The sequence below is a fragment of the Mesorhizobium sp. WSM4816 genome (assembly GCF_055811535.1).
This window is the reverse complement of the sequence record NZ_JBVVQR010000005.1, coordinates 45011-63087: the sequence shown is the minus strand read 5'-3', so window position 1 is coordinate 63087 and position 18077 is coordinate 45011. Positions and strand designations below refer to the sequence as shown.

At 62.3% G+C, this 18077-nt stretch carries 14 protein-coding genes; 8 read left to right on the top strand and 6 right to left on the bottom strand.

Annotated elements, in window-relative coordinates:
* The first annotated feature begins 48 nt into the window (after nucleotides 1-48).
* The 3 genes from AC0L3H_RS08095 to AC0L3H_RS08085 all read left to right on the top strand — a co-directional run bounded on the left by AC0L3H_RS08095 (nucleotide 49) and on the right by AC0L3H_RS08085 (nucleotide 6733).
* The gene (locus tag AC0L3H_RS08095; protein WP_473585102.1) at nucleotides 49-2652 is read left to right on the top strand and encodes a TRAP transporter permease; all 2604 of its coding nucleotides are present in this window, start codon (nucleotides 49-51) and stop codon (nucleotides 2650-2652) included.
* A gap of 321 nt (nucleotides 2653-2973) precedes the next feature.
* Nucleotides 2974-4608, top strand: coding sequence for a helix-turn-helix transcriptional regulator (locus tag AC0L3H_RS08090; RefSeq protein ID WP_473585101.1), 1635 nt, complete (start codon nucleotides 2974-2976; stop codon nucleotides 4606-4608).
* Nucleotides 4609-4981: 373 nt separating this feature from the next.
* Nucleotides 4982-6733 carry an alpha/beta fold hydrolase gene (locus tag AC0L3H_RS08085; protein ID WP_473585100.1) on the top strand — a complete coding sequence of 584 codons (1752 nt, stop codon included), beginning with the start codon at nucleotides 4982-4984 and terminating at the stop codon, nucleotides 6731-6733.
* Between the two features lie 229 nt (nucleotides 6734-6962).
* Here the strand turns inward: AC0L3H_RS08085 and AC0L3H_RS08080 are convergent, their stop codons facing one another.
* The 5 genes from AC0L3H_RS08080 to AC0L3H_RS08060 form a co-directional block, all read right to left on the bottom strand.
* On the bottom strand, nucleotides 6963-8012 hold the full coding sequence (locus AC0L3H_RS08080) for an L-idonate 5-dehydrogenase (protein WP_473585099.1): 1050 nt from the start codon (nucleotides 8010-8012) through the stop codon (nucleotides 6963-6965).
* Nucleotides 8009-9415, bottom strand: a complete 1407-nt coding sequence (locus AC0L3H_RS08075; RefSeq protein WP_473490153.1) for a TRAP transporter large permease — start codon at nucleotides 9413-9415, stop codon at nucleotides 8009-8011. Before AC0L3H_RS08075 ends, AC0L3H_RS08080 begins: the two co-directional genes overlap by 4 nt.
* Before the next feature lie 3 nt (nucleotides 9416-9418).
* Nucleotides 9419-9991 carry a TRAP transporter small permease gene (locus AC0L3H_RS08070; protein ID WP_023798555.1) on the bottom strand — a complete coding sequence of 191 codons (573 nt, stop codon included), beginning with the start codon at nucleotides 9989-9991 and terminating at the stop codon, nucleotides 9419-9421.
* A 79-nt stretch (nucleotides 9992-10070) separates the two neighbouring features.
* Nucleotides 10071-11045 (bottom strand): sialic acid TRAP transporter substrate-binding protein SiaP, encoded by a 975-nt coding sequence (locus tag AC0L3H_RS08065; protein ID WP_128168184.1) that lies wholly within the window; start codon nucleotides 11043-11045, stop codon nucleotides 10071-10073.
* Between the two features lie 60 nt (nucleotides 11046-11105).
* Nucleotides 11106-11825 carry a FadR/GntR family transcriptional regulator gene (locus AC0L3H_RS08060; RefSeq protein WP_473490151.1) on the bottom strand — a complete coding sequence of 240 codons (720 nt, stop codon included), beginning with the start codon at nucleotides 11823-11825 and terminating at the stop codon, nucleotides 11106-11108.
* 833 nt (nucleotides 11826-12658) lie between these two features.
* On the opposite strand from AC0L3H_RS08060, the gene AC0L3H_RS08055 reads away from it, so the two are divergent.
* Entirely contained in the window at nucleotides 12659-12817 is a 159-nt protein-coding gene (locus AC0L3H_RS08055; RefSeq protein WP_473490444.1) for a hypothetical protein, read from the top strand.
* A gap of 247 nt (nucleotides 12818-13064) precedes the next feature.
* Nucleotides 13065-13502: a YqaA family protein gene (locus AC0L3H_RS08050; protein ID WP_473585098.1), complete on the top strand. Its 438-nt coding sequence runs from the start codon at nucleotides 13065-13067 to the stop codon at nucleotides 13500-13502.
* Nucleotides 13503-13657: 155 nt separating this feature from the next.
* On the opposite strand, the gene AC0L3H_RS08045 is transcribed toward AC0L3H_RS08050, so the two are convergent.
* Nucleotides 13658-14518, bottom strand: a complete 861-nt coding sequence (locus AC0L3H_RS08045; RefSeq protein WP_473490149.1) for a helix-turn-helix transcriptional regulator — start codon at nucleotides 14516-14518, stop codon at nucleotides 13658-13660.
* 356 nt (nucleotides 14519-14874) lie between these two features.
* Between AC0L3H_RS08045 and AC0L3H_RS08040 the strand changes: the two genes are divergently transcribed.
* The 3 genes from AC0L3H_RS08040 to AC0L3H_RS08030 are packed head-to-tail and all read left to right on the top strand — an operon-like array spanning nucleotide 14875 to nucleotide 18063.
* On the top strand, nucleotides 14875-16263 hold the full coding sequence (locus AC0L3H_RS08040) for an ABC transporter substrate-binding protein (protein WP_473585097.1): 1389 nt from the start codon (nucleotides 14875-14877) through the stop codon (nucleotides 16261-16263).
* A 55-nt stretch (nucleotides 16264-16318) separates the two neighbouring features.
* Nucleotides 16319-17248 (top strand): carbohydrate ABC transporter permease, encoded by a 930-nt coding sequence (locus AC0L3H_RS08035; protein ID WP_473585096.1) that lies wholly within the window; start codon nucleotides 16319-16321, stop codon nucleotides 17246-17248.
* Entirely contained in the window at nucleotides 17245-18063 is an 819-nt protein-coding gene (locus AC0L3H_RS08030) for a carbohydrate ABC transporter permease (RefSeq protein WP_473585095.1), read from the top strand. The genes AC0L3H_RS08035 and AC0L3H_RS08030 overlap by 4 nt, the downstream gene beginning before the upstream one ends.
* The last annotated feature ends 14 nt before the right edge of the window (nucleotides 18064-18077 follow it).

Below are 18077 nucleotides of genomic sequence, written 5' to 3'. Positions count from 1 at the left end.
GCGGGTCCAGCTGATCCGCCGGGGCCATCCGCAACAGGAGACGACGTCATGAGCGAAGTGAAGGCACAACCGGCCGGCGTCGATCTCGAAGAGCTCGAACAACTTGTCGCGGAGGCCGACACGGGTGGCCGGCATCCGGCTGGAACGGTCGGGCGCATTCTACTCTGGGTTGCAGTTGCGTGGTCGCTCTTCCAGCTCTGGTACGCTTCGCCTTTGCCGTTCGTGTTCGGCTTCGGCATCCTCAACGACACCGAAGCGCGCGCCATCCATCTCGGCTTTGCGCTGTTCTTGACCTTCCTCGCCTATCCGGCGCTAAGATCCTCGCCCCGCGATCACGTGCCGCTGCTCGACTGGGTGCTGGCCGTGGTCGGCGGATTTGCCGGCGCCTACCTCTTTCTCTTTTACGTCGTGCTTTCCGGACGGCCGGGCCAGCCGACCACGCTCGATCTGGTGACCGGCACCGTTGGCATCCTGTTGCTGCTCGAGGCGACGCGCCGTGCGCTCGGCCTGCCGATGGTGGTCGTGGCCTGTACCTTCATCTTCTACACCTTTGCCGGCCAGTACATGCCGGACGTGATTCAGCATCGCGGCGCATCACTCACCAAGTTTCTCAACCATCAATGGCTGACCACCGAAGGCGTCTTCGGTATTGCACTTGGCGTGTCGACGAGTTTCGTTTTTCTGTTCGTCCTGTTCGGCACGCTTCTGGAAAAGGCAGGCGCCGGCAACTGGATGATGCAGATCTCCATCGCCCTGCTCGGCCACCTGCGCGGCGGCCCGGCGAAAGTCGCCGTGGTTTCGTCGGCCCTCAACGGCGTCGTGTCCGGCTCGTCCGTCTCCAACGTGGTTTCAGGCGGCATCTTCACCATCCCGCTGATGAAGCGCACCGGCCTTTCCGGCGTCAAGGCGGGCGCCATCGAGGCTACGGCTTCGATCAACGGCCAGATCATGCCGCCGGTCATGGGCGCGGCCGCCTTCCTGATGGTCGAATATGTCGGCATTCCCTATTCGGAGATCGTCAAGCACGCACTGCTGCCGGCGGTCTTCTCCTATATCGCGCTGCTCTACATGGTTCATCTCGAAGCGATAAAGATGGGCCTGAAGACGATCCCGCAGCGTCCGACGCCGGCAAGAGAGCGGATGCTGCGGATGGGGCTCGGACTGTCGGGCAGCATTCTTGCCGTCTGTCTCGTCTATTACGGCATCGTTGCTATCCAGGCTGTCTTCGGAGGAGCCGCGCCGCCGCTGCTCGCGCTCGCCGGCGTCGCTCTCTACGTCGCCTCGGTCTGGTATTCCTCGCGCTATCCGGATCTCGCACTCGACGACCCGAACGCCCCAATCCTGGAACTGCCGCGCGCCTGGGACGTCACGCGGACCGGGCTCGATTTCCTCATCCCGATCGCGGTGCTTCTGTGGTGCCTGATGGTCGAGCAGATGTCGCCCGGCCTCTCGGCGTTCTGGGCGACCGTTTCAATCCTCGCTATTGTCGCCACCCGCAAGCCGCTGATGGCGCTGTTCCGCAAAGGAAATCTCGCCGCCTCAGTGCGGGCTGCCTGGGACGACCTGATCGACGGGCTGGCGCTCGGCGCCCGCAACATGATCGGCATCGGTATCGCCACCGCCACCGCCGGCATCGTCGTCGGCACGATCACGCTGACCGGTCTCGGCCTGATGATGACGGAACTCGTCGAGTTCATCTCCGGCGGCAATGTCATCCTGATGCTGATCCTCATCGCCGCGATCAGCCTTGTGCTCGGCATGGGCATTCCGACCACCGCAAACTACATTTTGGTCGCCACGCTGATGGCCCCGGTCGTGGTCGATCTCGGCGCCCAGGCCGGATTGCCGATCCCGTTGATCGCGGTCCACCTGTTCGTCTTCTACTTCGGCATCATGGCCGACATCACCCCGCCCGTCGGCCTGGCCGCGTTCGCGGCGGCGGCGATCTCCAAGGAGGACCCGATCGCCACCGGTTTCCAGGGCGCGCTCTATTCGCTGCGCACGGCGATCCTGCCGTTCGTTTTCATCTTCAATCCGGCGATGCTGCTGATCGGAGTCGACACCTGGCCGCAGTCGATCTGGGTGGCGACGGTGTCGCTGATCGCAATATTGCTGTTTTCGGCCGCGACCATGAACTGGTTCGTGACAAAAAGCCGGCTTTGGGAAAGTGCGGCGCTGCTGCTCATCTGCTTCACGCTGTTCCGGCCGGACTGGTGGCTCAACCAGGTGTCGCCGCCTTACGAGGAGTTGCCGGCGAGCGAGTTCCTGTCGGCGGTGGCGCAGACGCCGGCCGATGGCCGCATCAATTTCGTCGTCGAGGGTGTCGACCTCATGGGCGAGGATGTCCGCAAGACGGTCAACGTGCCGCTCGGCGAGCCGGGCGAGCCGCTGGAGCGGCTGCGCGGCATCGGCCTTACCATCACGCAAGCGGGCGACGCGCTGATGATCAGCAATGTCGATTTCGGATCCTACGCCAAGCGCATCGGGCTGGATGTCGGGTATGACGTGGTGGCGGTGCTCAGAAAGGCCGACCAGCCCTCGAGCCTCATTCCGATCGGCCTGGCGCTCGCTGCGACGGCCGGCGTCGCCGGGCTGCAGTTTGCGCGGGCGCGCAAGCAGGCCGACAGGAAGGAACCCGGGCCGGCAGGCTGAGACTGGAACGGTTGATAACAGATGGTGGGGGTCGATTCCGGTAGGGGTGAAATGACACCCAAGCGCCATGGCAACTTTCACACGACGGGGATATGGCCGGTTTCCGCCGTACAACGGTGATTGGACGGGCACCTAATAGACGGCATGGTGTGACTCGTTCCCATACAGAGCGCTTTTAAGTGCATTCCGGGTCATTCGCGTTCGTGCATGCTATACTTCCACCGTGGCTCCAAAGCAGCCATTGATGGCCAGGATTTCTGTTCGTCTCCGGAACCAACGCCGATGGGCAGGTCAGATCGACAGCAATTCAACAGCGGGTCCTTGGACGAGACGGATCAGCTCGCCCTCGGTCGTGAGGCCTACGAAGAAAGGGCGTGGGACGACGCCTATCGGTTCATCGCGCGCGCCGGCGAAGCGGCTCCGCTCGCAGTAGACGATCTCGAACGGCTGGCGATGTCGGCCTATTTGACCGGGCGCGACGAGGAGTACCTGCGGGCCCTGGAGCGAACCCATCATGCATATCTGGACGCGGGCGAGTGCCATCGGGCCGCCCGCTGCGCCTTCTGGCGTGGCCTGCGCCTTGTCTTTCGTGGGGAGATGGCTCAGGCGGCCGGCTGGTTTGGACGGGCGCATCGGCTGCTCGAACGCGAGCCACATGATTGTGCCGAACAGGGATACCTGATGCTGCCCCACGTCGAACAGCATCTTGCTTCGGGCAACCTTGAGGCGGCCTACACTGCGGCGAGCGGCGCAATTGAGATTGGCGAGCGCTTTGCGGACGTGGATCTGGTGGTCTGTGCACGGCACTTGCAGGGCCGTGTTCTGTTGCGACAGCGGCGAACCGCGGAAGGTTTCGCGCTCCTCGACGAGGCGATGGTTTCGGTCACGGCCGGCGAATTGTCGCCGCTGCTTACCGGCTTGATCTACTGCAGCGTGATCGAAGCGTGTCAGCAAGTCCATGCTCTGGGCCGCGCACGCGAATGGACTTCCGCTCTCGGACGATGGTGCTCCGAACAGCCCCAGCTGGTCAGTTTCAGCGGCACCTGCTTGATACATCGCTCCGAGATCAAGCGGCTCAGCGGCGCATGGCAGGACGCGATCGACGAAGCTCAGCAGGCCGTGGAGCGTTTGACGCAGTCGAACAATCGGAAAGATACGGCTGGGGCGTGGTACCAGCTGGCGGAAGTACACCGCCTTCGCGGAGACGTTGACGCGGCCGAGCAGGCATATCGGAATGCAAGCCAATATGGCTTCGAACCGCAGCCGGGCCTTGCCCTGTTGCGGTTGGCCGAAAGGCACATCGATGCGGCTGCGGCGGCAAGCCGGCGCGTCATGGCCGCGACGACCGACCAAGTGAAGCGCATTCGGCTGCTGCCTGCTCACGTCGAGATCATGCTGGCGGCTGACGACATCGAGGAAGCACGACGCGCCTGCCACGAACTGGCGGACGCTGCAGAAAGTTACGGAACCGAACCGTTGCGCGCCCTTGGCGCTCACGCGCGGGGAGCGGTGGAACTGGCAGACGGCGAAGCGCAAGCCGCGGCGATTTGGCTGCGCCAGGCAATCGAGGCGTGGCAGCAAGTCGACGCGCCATACGAAGCAGCGCGCGTAGGCGTCATAATGGGCCTGGCTTGCCGCGCCCTCGGTGACAACGACGGTGCGGTACTGGAGCTGCAGGCAGCCCGGACAGTATTTCAGCAGCTTGGTGCCACGCCCGACGTTTCTCGGATCGATACACTGCTTGACACGCGGCCGGACGAAGCCCGCGGCCTCTCTGCCCGCGAACTGCAGGTTCTCCGCCTGATCGCTTCCGGTAAAACCAACAAGGAAATCGCCAACGAATTGCATTTGAGCGGGAAGACAGTGGACAGGCACGTCAGCAATATTTTCAACAAGCTTGACGTTCCCACTCGCACCGCCGCCACCGCCTGGGCCTACGAGCATCGCCTAGTCTAAGCGCGCCCGGCATGGGTGGAATCACCCATGCCGTCATCGGCGCCATTGGGTGGTTCGCCCGAAGCGCCGCCCTCCCTTCCGCCCTAAGCTTGCACCTGTCGGCTATGGATGCGCGGCGCCTCGGCGCAACTCGCCTGCAGACTGCAGGACGGACTCGGTGATCGCGCGGCAAACATCCGGCCACGATGAAAGGAGGAAGCGATGTCACATACCGATTCTGTGTGGCGCTTTGGACGTTGTGGTTCGGATTGGGGCTCGCGCGAGCCGAGAACAGCGTGTCAACCGCTCGCAGCGCGCGCTCCAGCGCGTGAGCAGCCCAAGCGGCCAGGCGGCACGTGCAAGACGAAATCTTACTATCAACAGGAGGGAGGCCATGATGTTTCACGTTGAAGGTTACACCGCCACCCCGGCGGCTATTGAATCGAACCGCATATCCGGAGAAGCTGCCCGCAAGCGCCTGCTCACCGGGCTGCCGATCGCCGAACGGCGGCTCGAATTGGCCGGCATCTCAACCGAGCTACTGGAGGGCGGCGCGGGACCACCGATCGTGCTGTTGCACGGCCCAGGAGAACATGCAGCAAAGTGGCTGCGAATTCTCCCGGAGCTTGTGAGAACACATCACGTGATCGCGCCGGATCTGCCGGGCCATGGCGCGTCTGGGACAATCGAGGGTCCGGTTCATTCCGATCGTGTGCTCGCGTGGCTTGGCGAACTCATCGAACGCACCTGCCCGACACCGCCCATTCTTGTCGGCCAAATTCTCGGCGCCGCAATTGCCGCCCGCTTTGCCGCCAAGCATGGTAACAAGCTCCGCTGCATGGTGCTGTCGGATGCGCTCGGCCTCGCGCCGTTTCAGCCGGCGCCTGAATTCGGTGCGGCCCTCGCCGCGTTCATCACGGAGCCAAGTCCGGAAAACCATGACCGCCTCTGGCAGCAGTGCGCCTTCGACCTCGACGCGCTGCGCAATCATATGGGCGAGAGCTGGGAGCGGCTGCAAGCCTACAATCTCGATCGCGCGCAGGCGCCAGAGTTGAAGCCGACCCAGCAAAGTCTGATGGAGCAATTCGGATTTCCCGCAATCCCATCAGAAGAACTGGCACGCATCAGAATCCCGACCTTCCTGATCTGGGGGCGGCACGATCTTGCCACCCCATTGCCTGTAGCGGAAGCCGCGAGCGTCCGTTTTGGGTGGCCGCTCCACATTATCGACGGCGCAGCCGATGATCCGCCGATCGAACAGCCTGCCGCATTTGTAAAGGTGCTGCGCGCTGCGCTTATCGAGGCCGAATCCGCGGTTCCTCAGGCGCTGCCGGACACACGCGAGGCTTGGGACCGAATTGCCTCGGGTTACGATCGGACGAATACCGAAACACAGATCTGGCTTGGCAATGAGAGTCTGGTCAGGGCAGGGCTCCGCCCCGGCAGGCGCTTTCTCGACATTGCATCCGGCAGCGGCGCGCTCAGTATTCCGGCAGCTCGGATCGGTGCCGAGGTGGTCGCTGTCGACCAGTCTCCCGTCATGCTCCGCCTGCTGCGAGAGCGCGCCAGCCGGGAAAACCTGGAAATCGACACCCGCGTAATGGACGGGCATGCGCTTGCCTTTGACGACGACAGCTTCGACACCGCGGGATCTCAGTTTGGGGTCATGCTCTTTCCCGACATGCCGAGGTGCATTCGGGAGATGACGCGGGTTGTCAAACCTGGAGGGCGGGTGCTGGTCATTGCCTATGGCGACCCGCATCGAATCGACTTCCTCGCATTCTTGGTCGGGGCCGTTCAATCAGTACGCCCGGGGTTTAATGGTCCGCCAATGGACCCGCCGCCACTACCGTTTCAGCTCAGCGATCCGGAGCGGCTTGCCCGCGAGCTGGCGAAGGCCGGACTGAAGGACGTCACTGTCGAGACGATCACCGAAAGCACGGTCTTCAACTCAGGTGCTGAGCTATGGGACTGGATCGTGTGGAGCAATCCAATTGTCGAGGAAGTGCTTGGCAGCCTCGCGTTGAGCGAAAGCGAGCGCGGAGTCATTCGCCAGACGCTCGACCGCATGGTGCGCGACCGGGCCGGCGATGACGGCTCGGCCATCCTGAGAAACCCCGTCAATATTGGCATCGGGACCAAGTGACCGCGCTGCCATTGATGGCGCGACGCTCGCGCCTCGGCCACGCCGTCGCGGAACGACGGAACGAGGGATACGATGTAGCGCCCGACCTTCTGGCGCACATCTCGCCGCTTGCCTGGGCGCACATTTTTTACTGGCCGGCTACTATCTGTGGCCGAAGGAGCAGAGCGCTGAGAGGGCCATTTCGCCCTACCGGAACCGACCCCTGATGGGGAGGCGCCGGGAAAACGCCTCAGTCGGCGGTCAGCACTACCTTGACGCTCTGCGAGCGGTCGGCGGCCAGGGCAAACGCATCGTAGGCCGAGGAGAGGGGGCGTTCGGCGGTCACCAGCTTCAGGACATCTATATTCCTGCTGACGATGAGGTCGACGGCCTCGTGGAATTCCGCCCCGAAACGAAACGTGCCGTTCAGATTGATTTCCTTGGCCATCACCGCATTGGCGGCCACCGGGATCTGACCACCCGGCAGATTGCCGACCTGAACGACCGTGCCGCCGCGCCGGACGCTGGCGATCGCCGCTGCGAGACCCGCGGCGGTGCCTGAAATCTCGAACGCGACATCGATCATCTTGTCGGCCGCGAGCGCCTTGAGTTCGTCGTCGCCGCCGAACAGGTTGATCGTCCTGTTTGCTCCAAGTTTGCTGGCGAAGGCGAGCGGCGCCTCGGCTATGTCGGCGACGGTGAGCTCGCCACAACCCTTGAGCCTGGCGGCGAGCATGGTCAGGAGCCCGATGGGGCCGGCGCCGATCAGGATGACGTTGCGGCCGGCAATGTCGCCGGCCCGCGCCACGGCATGCAGGCTGACGGCGAGCGGTTCGGCGAGCGCCGCCGCCTTGTAGGCGACAGCATGCGGAACCTTGACACATTGCGCCGGCGTGGCATCGAACAGGCTGGCAAAACCGCCTTGCATGTGCGGCGTTTTCGACGCCGAGCCCATGAAATAGATGTTTTCACAGAGATTGGCGCGGCCCTCTGCGCATCGGGCGCATTGTCCGCACCAGCGCGACGGGTTGACCGCCACGCGATCACCGACGGCAAGTCCTGGCGCGTCCGCGTTGATTTCGACGATCTCGCCGGCGACCTCGTGGCCGAGCACGAGCGGCGATTTGACGACAAAATCGCCGGTCCGCGCGTGGCGGAAATAGTGCAGGTCGGAACCGCAGATGCCGCCGGCCCCAAAGCGCACGCGCACCATTCCGGGCGCGAGCGGGCCGAGCGGATGCTCGACGACGCGCAGATCCTCAGGGCCAAAAAGCGTCGCGGCGATTGGACTGTCGATCAACGGATCAGCCCCATTTGCGTCGGCAGCCACAGCGTGATGGCGGGGACGAAGGTGATCAGGATCAGCGCGACGATCAGCGGCACGAGCCAGGGCAGAATTGCCATGGTCGTACGCTCGACCGACAGTTTTGCGACCCGCGAGAGGACGAACAACACCATGCCGAGCGGGGGATGGAGCAGACCGATCATCAGATTGAGCGTCATGATCAGACCGAAATGCACCGGATCGATGCCGTAGAGAACCACGATCGGCAGGAGGATCGGCACAAGGATCGTGATGGCGGCGATCGTGTCGAGAAAACAACCGACGACCAGCATCAGGATGTTGACCAGGATCAGGAACACCCATTTGTTTTCGGTCAGCGATGTGATGAAGACCGAGAACAGCTGCGCCGCCTGGCTGACCGTGAGCAACCAGGCGAAGATCGATGCCGCGGTGACGATGAAGAGGACCGACGCGGTCGTCTCGATCGTGTCGAAACTGGCCTTGGCGAGGGCTGCGAGTGTCATCGTCCGATAGCGCACGAGCCCGAGAAACAACGACCAGATGACGGCGGCCATGGCCGCTTCGGTCGGGGTGAACCAGCCCATGGTCATGCCGCCGATCAGGATGATCGGCGTCATCAACGCCATGACGGCGGAAAAGTCGAAATACCAGTCGCAGGCGATCAGGATGACGAGCACGATGCCAACAGCAATGTTGAGCGACAGTCCCGTCTGGACAAGCACATAAACCGCCAGCGGAAAGCAGCACACGACGGCGACCTCGATCGAGGCGGCGGCGAGCCGGTTCAATTTGAACGGCGTGTCCGAACCCCAGCCCCGGCGGTGGGCGAAGATCGCGACCGTCACCATCATCAGCGCTGTCATGACGACGCCGGGCAGGATGCCGGCCATGAACAGCGCCCCGATCGAGACGTTGGCCATCATGCCATAGATGACGAAGGGCAGCGACGGCGGGAAGATCGGGCCGAGCGTCGAGGAGGCGGCGGTGACGCCGACCGCCGCCTCCACGGGATAGCCGTGGTCCTTCATCGCCTTGATCTCGATGGTGCCGATGCCGGCGGCATCGGCAAGGGCTGCGCCCGACATGCCGGCGAAGACCACCGATCCGATGATGTTCACCTGCGCGAGGCCGCCCTTCATCCAGCCGACAAGCGCCAGCGCGAACGAATAGATTCGCCCGGTGACACCGGCGATGTTCATCAGATTGCCGGCGAAGATGAAGAACGGCACGGCAAGCAGCGGAAAGCTCTCGACACCGGCGATCATGCGCTGCGCGGCGATGATGTCGGGCGCCACGCCATAGAAGACGAGATAGAGCAGCGACGACACCGCCATCGACACAGCGACGGGCACGCCGATCAGCATCAGGACGAGAAAGGCTCCGATCAGAAGCAGCATGGCCTATTCCCCCAATCCGTCGAACGCGGCGGGGCGCTCCAGCGCCGAGTAGCCGCGGCGAATGTTGCCGATGAAGACCTGGATGGCGCGCAGCATCATCAGCACGAAACCGGCGAAGACGGCGTAGAAGACGACGTTGCGCGGCAGGTTGATGGTGACCATCCGTTCGCGGTGGACGATCCCGACATAGCGCCAAAGCAGCCAGGACATGTAGGCGAAGAAGCAAATGGTAATCACATTGACCGCGAGCGCCAGGTAGCGCCCCGCCCCAGCGGGGAGATAGTGATAGAGCACGTCGACGTGGATGTGGCGCGTGGTGCGCGTGCACATCACCGAGCCCAGGAAGACCACGACGACGAGGCAGTTGATGGCGATCTCCTCGGTCCAGGCAAAACTGTTGTTCATGACGTAGCGCGTGAAGAACTGCAGGAACACGCAGAACGACATGCCCCAGAACACGGCGAGCGTGACCCAGTCCTCCACCGCGTATCGCGACAGATCGATGGGCGGCGCTTCTTCCTCGAAGGCATGCGCCAGTTCTTCTGCTGTAACCTGGGTGTGGACCTCTTGGGTCATCGGCAAGCTCCGGGCACTGTTGGACAGCGGGCTCGACAGACCCGACGCGCTTGTCGCGCCGGGCCCGGATCGATGCGGGTTACTTGACGGCGCGGATCGCCTCCCAGTCCTCCTTGCGGTAGCCGAACTCCTCGAACGTCACCTTCTCCATCACGTTCTTTTCGAAATCGGCGCGATCGACTTCGGTAACGGTGAGACCGCGCTCCTTGAAGGTTTCAACCAGAGCCTTCTCGCGATCGACGATGATCTTGGTCGCTCGCGCGGCGGCTTCCTGCATCACCTCGGTGAAGATCGCCTTGTCCTCGTCCGACAATTGCGACCAGCGCGATTGCGACACGAGCGTGTTGAGATGATCGACGATGTGCCCGGTCAGGATAATGTGCTTTTGCACTTCGTAGAATTTTTTGGCGTCGATCGTCGTCAGCGGGTTTTCCTGCGCTTCCACCGTGCCCTGCTGCAAGGCGAGATAGACCTCGGCGAAGGCGATCGGTGCGGTGTTGGCGCCGCAGGCGCGCGGCATGGCGAGATAGGCCGGCACATCAGGCACGCGGATCTTCAGGCCCTGCATGTCGGCGCATTTCTCGATCGGCCGGTTGGAGGTCGTGTGACGCGTGCCGTAGTAGGTGGTCGCGGTGATGTGATGGCCGGAGGCCTCTTCGAAGCCGGCGGTCAACTCCTTGTATTTGTCGCTCTTGGTGTAAGCGAGCAGGTGATCGGCGTCGCGGAAAGTGAACGGGAAGTAGGTCACGCCGATCGGCGGGTATTCGCGGGCGGCGAAGCTCGATCCGGAGATGATGATGTCGACCGTGCCGAGCGTCAGCCCCTGGTTGATGTCGGCTTCCTTGCCGAGTTGCGAAGCCGGGAAGACGTCGATCGTATAGCGGCCGTCGGTGCGCTTCTTGATCTCCTCTGCCGCCCACACGGACTCTGTGTGGAAGGGTTCGGACGTTTCGTAGACATGGGCCCATTTCAGCGCGGTTTGTGCAGAGGCCGAAGCCATGGGCAGAGCGATTGCAGCGATCGTGCCGAGCAGAACGGCGTATTTCCTCAACATCATATTCCTCCCTGTGAATGGATTGACGGTGCCGACAGGACCCTCCCGGTCGGCGGACTCCTATCCCGCGGCCTCCCTGGCCGCGGATTTCTCACCGAAATTGCGTGAGAATCTCAGTTGCGACTGACGCAGATGTTCCTGCATCGCGGCCTTGGCCCGTTCAGGCTCGCGCGCCGCGATCGCGTCGCGCACCGCGCGATGCTCCTCCGCGGCGGCCCGCCAGGACTCCCTGTTCTCGAAATAGCTCGACAGGCGTTCGAAATATGGGTTCATGCGCTGATCGAAGAGCTCGCCGATGCAGCGCACCAGAACGGCGTTTCCGAGAATGCCCGCCACCATCGTATGGAACTCGCGATCGAGCGCGATCGTCATCCTGGTCGGGCGAGGTATGTCCTCCATGCGGCGCAGCACGTCGTCCATATGTTCGATGTCGATCGGCCGAGCATGGAGGGCGGCTTCGGCGGCGATCGCCCCTTCGATGAACTCGCGTGCCCGCAACAGCTCGAACGGGCCTTCATCCATTTCTGCCGTCAAAATTTCGGCACGCGGCGGTTCGGTGACGTAGATGCCCGAGCCGACGCGAATGCGTATGCGCCCCTCGACCTCGAGCGCGATCAGCGCTTCACGGACGGTCGGGCGGGAGATGCCAAGCTGATCGGCCAGCTCGCGCTCGGTCGGCAGCCGATCGCCGACTGCGAACTCGCCCGCGTCGATCAACTGCCTGAGCTGATCGGCGATCTGTCGGTAAAGTCGACGCGGTTCAACGGCCTGGATCGGCATTGTTACCCAGTTCTACTTCAACGGAATCATCTGGCTGATCCCGGATCGGTAAATTGGTCTGACCTATTGATCGAAACCTGCCGCGAAAAAGGCTGAGAGTCAAGCAGCAGAGAACGGCCATGGAACCTATTCTCCGTGAGCTGGCGTTTTTTCGGCGCGGGAGGTCATCGATCGGCCCGCCACTTCTCGATAGAGGACGTGCCTGTCGCTTTGGGATCATCGTCCTATTCTCACGACCACTTTTCGCCCATCGGAAAGGATTCCTGTTCCTGTGCCAGCTGGAGGTTGTCTGCTGGTCAGCGAGAACACGAATCGGGTTGAGAGTTGCCCGCAAACCATCGTTCCTTCTCCACGCGAAAAGGTAAGGTTGATGGTAGTTGTCCCTCGGCATTCGACCCCCGTATTGGTCTGCCCGCGAATAGTTCCGCGCCGTGTGATGCTGTTGACGGCAGCCGTCCCGGAAAAGGAGAGCGTCCCATCAATAGTCTGACCGGAGACTGGTGCCGTAATGATGAGCGGGTTTTGCGCCTGCGCGTAGCCGGCAGCGTAGCCGACACCCCAGGCAATCAACATTGTCGCTAAGATCCGCCGGAAAGTACGGTGCATTTGGACGGTTCCTGTTGAGACCGCTGCAGTGCAGACTGCGAGACGGTCATGCTCGGCCTTGCCTGCCAGTCGGTCGTGTCCCACCGCGTGGTGTAGGTCGGCGGTAGCGAAGCCGCTCGCGAGCGCGCCCTCAACAGCGCTGTAGCGAGCGAGCGGCGTAGCGGCGGTCATCGATGTTCTTCGGTAGGGTTGGGTGCTGACACAACCTGGTTCGAAGGGAACGACCGATGACCCGCGACATGATGAACCTGCGCACGCTCGCAGAGAAGACCCCCGACGCCGATATCCTGCGCGAGATGATCGGCTTTGCCGCCGAGCGGCTGATGGAGTTGGTAACGGGCCCTGCTTATGACTTGATCTTCCGACCGCATATCCGTGCCCCTTAAAGTTCAGAGGCCATTGGCGGAAGCTATTGACCTTGCCAGCGACCGGAAGGCCTTATCCTGTGGTTTTGGGGCGATGGGGAAGGCGATGTCGCGTCTAGCAGCCGCGTCGGCCCGGAAAAGTGTTTATCCATCCCGGATATCGGGCATCATGCGAACTACAACAATGTTGTTGAGGGAAAGGTGGTGGCGGACTCATGGTCGTGATCGACGTGCAACCCTGACGCCTGCTCCGCAAGGCGAAACGTAAATGGATGTCTTTGCCGCTTACGGCGGCCTGTTTGCGATTGCCTTCGCCGCGGCGACCATCCTTCCGGCGCAGTCGGAGGCTGCTCTTGCCGGGCTCCTCGCCACCGGTTCCTTCTCGCCCACAATGCTGGTTGTTGTCGCCAGCATAGGAAACATCCTTGGTTCGGCGGTGAACTGGGGACTTGGTCGAGGGATCGAACGCTTCCGGGACAAGCCCTGGTTTCCACTGCGTCCGGCGAGGCTCAACCGCGCCACGAACTGGTATCGTCGCTATGGAAGATGGTCGCTCTTGTTAAGCTGGATGCCGATCGTCGGCGATCCCCTGACTGTGGTCGCCGGGGTTTTGCGCGAGCCGCTTTGGAGCTTTGTCGCAATCGTCGCCCTGGCGAAAGTTTCGCGTTATCTGGTTGTCGCCGCAGCGGTGCTGGGCCTGATGTAAGACCGAAATCGCGGACATCAGCGCAGTGCCATAGCACAACTCATGATGACACGTAGGATGCATCATGCCGAGGGCATGCCAACCTCCCTTGTGCGGCATAGCTGGAGCATCCATCTTCCTGGCTCGTCGATCGGCCGCGAAATAGCGGCGCCGGCCTACCCAGACGTGACCGGCCACGAGGTGGTCGCCGGCGCCTTGATGAAGATTGCAAATAGTTCGCGCTGAGAGGATATGCGCATCTTGGCATAGATATTCTTGCGGTGGATGCGGACCGTCCCGGCTGAGATGCCCAGCAGGTTGGCGATCGACTCGGAGGAGTGACCTTCAAGAACGAGGCCGACGACCTGCAGTTCTCGTGGCGTCAGCGGCGGCATGCCGCGTGCCCCCAATGCATCCTGCACGGTGCGCCGCATCATTGACTTGTCGTCTTCGACCGGCGTCGCGGTCTTGAGCCTTTCGTCGGTGCGCCAGTGCATCTCAACGATGCGCCGGACCAAGGGCTCGACGATACGGAGCGTGCGCAGGTCGTGCGCGGTGAAATTCTGGCGGCTGGGCGCGCGCATCAGCGACGTCGCTATGATCCACCCGTCCTTGCCGGGGGTGAAAAAGGCGATCTCGTCGACCGGTCCGGTCTGCACGTAATAGGACTTGTAGTATTCGCTCTTGTAGAACTGGTCGGGTGCAAGGTCGGACAGCCGGTAAACTCCCGACCGCGTGCCGTTCGCCGTCGCCTTATAGAACGGATCGAGTAGGTAAGGCCCGATCTCGTATTCTCGAACGTGAATTTCGAACTGCTTCGGGGCGAAGGTGTGGTGCACGCACAGCGGCTTGCCCGGGCCGCTATAAGCGAAACTCACCGTGTAGTCGAATGGTGCGAGACGATGGATGGTTTTGGCGAATGCGTCCGGGAACTGGTGCGATCCCACCTGCGCGAGAAGTTCGCCGAGGGCGTCGAACCATTCGGGATGCGACAGCAGTCGCCTGCCTGACGCTGCTTCAGAGGCTTCGTCCCTCACCGTCGCTCCTATCCCGAAAGGCATATGCGTTTTGGATTACACTGTAAGGGAAATATCCCACGAACGGCATGCTCTTATATGCTTTGTCAAGTTTGTGGAATATGCCTTCTTCGCAACAAGAGCTACGCAGGCAGGCGTCGATAGCATATACTGACATCCTAAGGCCTTGCGGACCTGAGGCCTCTCGGACAAGTCGGGCGATTCCGCGTGCAGTGGTGGAGGACCTGAATGGCGATCGCCGCCAACACGCCACAGATCTCACGGCCGGCCGGGCACGGCCAATCCCCGGCGGACCAGCATTCAAGCCCAGCCAATGTGGACAGCACCGCAACGACAATTAACCAAGGGGAATCTCGATGTTTGGAGACAGTTCACGCCTACGCATGTTGATAACGGCACCGGCGCTCGCGGCATTCGCGACGCTCGGCATTGCCGGACAGGCCGGTGCCTGGACGCTGGAGGAAGCGGCGGCGCCGTATAAGGGCACCACGATCCGCACTATCGGCGAGGCGCTGCCGCCGCTCGAGGCGATGAAGAAGCTGGCGCCCGAGTTCGAGAAGCGCACCGGCATCACGGTCGAGATCGAGATGTATGAGGCGTCCGAGACCGCCAGCAAGGTGATGCTCGACCTCAACTCAAAGCGCGGCCGCTACGACTTCATCCTCCAGCAGCACCGCAATGTCGGCAAGTTCGTCACCAACGGCCATGTCGAGCCGATCGAGCAGTTTATGACCTCGGCGACACTGCGCGACCCCGAGTTCAAGCCGGAGGAACAGCTGTACCAGGGTCTCTGGAAGGAAATCTCTTGGTACGGGGGCAAGGCCTATGGCTTTCCGTTCACCGCGCTCACAATGTACGCTTGGTATCGGTCCGATCTCCTGACCGACGCCAAGGAGATGGACGGCTTTAAGGCCAAGTACGGCTACGACCTCGGCCCGGCGCAGGACTGGAAGCAGTATCGCGACATCGCCGAATGGTTCAACCGCCCTGACCAGGGTCTCTACGGCACCGCACTGCAGGGCAAGCGCCACGAAGCGCTGTGGTACGAGTGGCTGAACTTCCTCTACTCCTTCGGCGGCGACATGTTGGAGGTGAAGTCGGGCTCCGAATGCGGCCCGGTCATCGTCAACAGCCCGCAGGCCATTGCCGCTACCGAATACTACAAGAGCCTGATGGCCTTCTCGCCACCGGACACGCTCAACTACTTCTGGGACGACGTCATGGCGTTGATGCAGCAGGGCAAGGTCGCCGAGCTCATCATGTGGAACGACGCGACCTACGCCGTTGCCGTCGATGAGAACGTGTCGACGGTCGTCGGCAAGATGGGTTTCGACATCGTGCCGCAGGGTGAAGGCGGCAAGGTCGCTCAGGTGGAGGGCTGGTCATACCTCATTCCAACGACGTCTAAGAACAAGGAGGCCGCATACCTCTTCATCCAGTGGATGCTGGAGTACGAACAGCAACTCAACCAGCATCTGAATGGCGGCGCTTCCGCAAGGCCAGATGTTTATGCATCCACTGACGTGCAGAAGCTGCCGTATGCCAAGGCCTCGATGGCGTCCAATGAGGTGGCCAAGCCGAAGCCTACCATCCCGCAGGCGAGCGAGATGACCGACATCCTGGTCCGCGAATTGTCCTCCTATCTCGCCGGCGAGAAGGAAGCAAAGGCGGCGCTCGATGAATCGGCCAAGGAGATCTCGGCGCTGCTCGGGGCCTGCGCACCGATGAAATATCCGGTGCAGTGAGGGCTGCTATCCTAATCCCGTGGAAGACAACCCGCGGGAGAACGCCGGGCATATCATGACCAAAGGCACTCGACCTTCGCGCGGACAGTTCCTGCTCGACCGCGGCGCATCTATGCCACTGATCCTGCCGGCGGCGCTGCTCGTCCTCGTCTTCCTCGTGGGGCCTTTTTATTACATGGTCTACACGGCGATGACCGACCTGAGTTTCGCCAATCCGGACCAGAAGGGCGTATTCGTCGGCTTCGACAACTTTCGCAGGCTGGTGCGTGAGGATGCAATCTTCTGGGGGTCCTTCTGGCGTACCATCCGCTTTGTCCTGGTCGCGGTGTCGATCGAGTTCCTGCTCGGCTTCATGCTGGCATGGCTGATCTGGCGCTACATCGAGCGGCAGCGTCTGCTGACGACGCTGCTGCTGGTGCCGATGATGCTAGCTCCTGTCGCTGTCGGGCTGATCTGGCGCCTGCTGCTGCAGGGCGACTTCGGCATGGCGACGCACTACCTGCGGGCCGTTGGCCTGCTGTCGCGTTCCAGCGCCGTCTTCTCGTCGTCGGGCCTCGTCATGCCCACCATCATCGCCATCGACGTCTGGCAGTGGACGCCTTTCGTGACGCTGATCATCCTGGCCGGGCTGATGAGCTTGCCGCGCTCGCCCTTCGAGGCAGCGACAATGGACGGTGCCGGGCCGTGGCGGCAGTTCACCGACATCCTGTTGCCGCTGATGCGCCCGATCATCGCGCTGGTGCTTCTGCTGCGCGGCATCGACGCTTTCAAAGAGTTCGACAAGGTCTTCATCATGACCGGCGGCGGCCCCGGTACCGTGTCGGAACTGCTCTCGATCTACGCCTACCGCGTCAACTTCAAGACCTGGAACCTCGGCTACGGCGCCGCGGTCTCGTTCATGGTCTACCTCGTCGTGCTGATCATGTGCTCGATCTTTTACAAGGCCGTGTACTGGAAGTCGGCGGACCAAGCGGTCAGGCCATGAGCAAATCCTGGAAGGTCCTAGCGATCGGAATCCTCGCCTGCGTACTGGTGCTTGCGCTTACGCCGTACGTCTGGATCTTGCTGACGTCCTTCAAGGGCCGCCTCGATATCCTCTCGACGCAGCCGACCTGGTTCTTCATGCCGACCTTCGCCAATTATCCGGCGGTTTTCATCGACAAGGAATATCTCCCACTCGTCTTCAATTCGCTGATCATCTCGCTGGGATCGACTGCGCTGTCGATCCTGATCGGCGCGCCGGCCGCCTATGTGTTCGCGCGCACGGATTTCGCCGGCAAGGAAGACCTGTTTTTCTTCTTCCTGACGACGCGCATGGCGCCGCCGATCGCGATCGCAGTGCCGCTCTTCCTGTTCTTCACCACAATCGGCCTGACCGACACGATCTACGCCGTGGTGATTGCCCATACGAGCTTCAATCTGTCGCTGGTCGTCTGGATGATGCGCGGCTTCTTCGCCGAGATACCGAAGGAGATCGACGAGGCGGCGATGATGGACGGGCGCTCGAAGCTTGGAGCATTCGTGCACATCGTCGTGCCGCTGGCCGCGCCCGGACTCGCGGCAACGGCGGTGCTCTGCTTCATCATGTCGTGGAACGAGTTCCTCTACGCCTTCATCCTCGTGGCGTTCGAGGGGCGGCCGCTGACGGTCGGCATTCCCGGCCTGATCACGCCACACGGCACCCTGTGGGGGCAAGTCGCCGCGGTGGCAGTGGTCGCCACCCTGCCGATCATCGTCTTCACATTTCTCGTCCAGAGGCACCTCGTGCGCGGCCTGACCTTCGGCGCGGTGAAGGGCTAAGGACCAGCGGAGCA

What these genes read in the sequence shown, in the direction of transcription:
- AC0L3H_RS08050 (WP_473585098.1), top strand. Translation starts at nt 13,065, where the DNA reads ATGGATGTCTTTGCCGCTTACGGCGGCCTGTTTGCGATTGCCTTCGCC.
- AC0L3H_RS08060 (WP_473490151.1), bottom strand. Translation starts at nt 11,825, where the DNA reads ATGCCGATCCAGGCCGTTGAACCGCGTCGACTTTACCGACAGATCGCC.
- AC0L3H_RS08030 (WP_473585095.1), top strand. Translation starts at nt 17,245, where the DNA reads ATGAGCAAATCCTGGAAGGTCCTAGCGATCGGAATCCTCGCCTGCGTA.
- AC0L3H_RS08085 (WP_473585100.1), top strand. Translation starts at nt 4,982, where the DNA reads ATGATGTTTCACGTTGAAGGTTACACCGCCACCCCGGCGGCTATTGAA.
- AC0L3H_RS08070 (WP_023798555.1), bottom strand. Translation starts at nt 9,991, where the DNA reads ATGACCCAAGAGGTCCACACCCAGGTTACAGCAGAAGAACTGGCGCAT.
- AC0L3H_RS08055 (WP_473490444.1), top strand. Translation starts at nt 12,659, where the DNA reads ATGACCCGCGACATGATGAACCTGCGCACGCTCGCAGAGAAGACCCCC.
- AC0L3H_RS08065 (WP_128168184.1), bottom strand. Translation starts at nt 11,045, where the DNA reads ATGTTGAGGAAATACGCCGTTCTGCTCGGCACGATCGCTGCAATCGCT.
- AC0L3H_RS08075 (WP_473490153.1), bottom strand. Translation starts at nt 9,415, where the DNA reads ATGCTGCTTCTGATCGGAGCCTTTCTCGTCCTGATGCTGATCGGCGTG.
- AC0L3H_RS08035 (WP_473585096.1), top strand. Translation starts at nt 16,319, where the DNA reads ATGACCAAAGGCACTCGACCTTCGCGCGGACAGTTCCTGCTCGACCGC.
- AC0L3H_RS08040 (WP_473585097.1), top strand. Translation starts at nt 14,875, where the DNA reads ATGTTTGGAGACAGTTCACGCCTACGCATGTTGATAACGGCACCGGCG.
- AC0L3H_RS08095 (WP_473585102.1), top strand. Translation starts at nt 49, where the DNA reads ATGAGCGAAGTGAAGGCACAACCGGCCGGCGTCGATCTCGAAGAGCTC.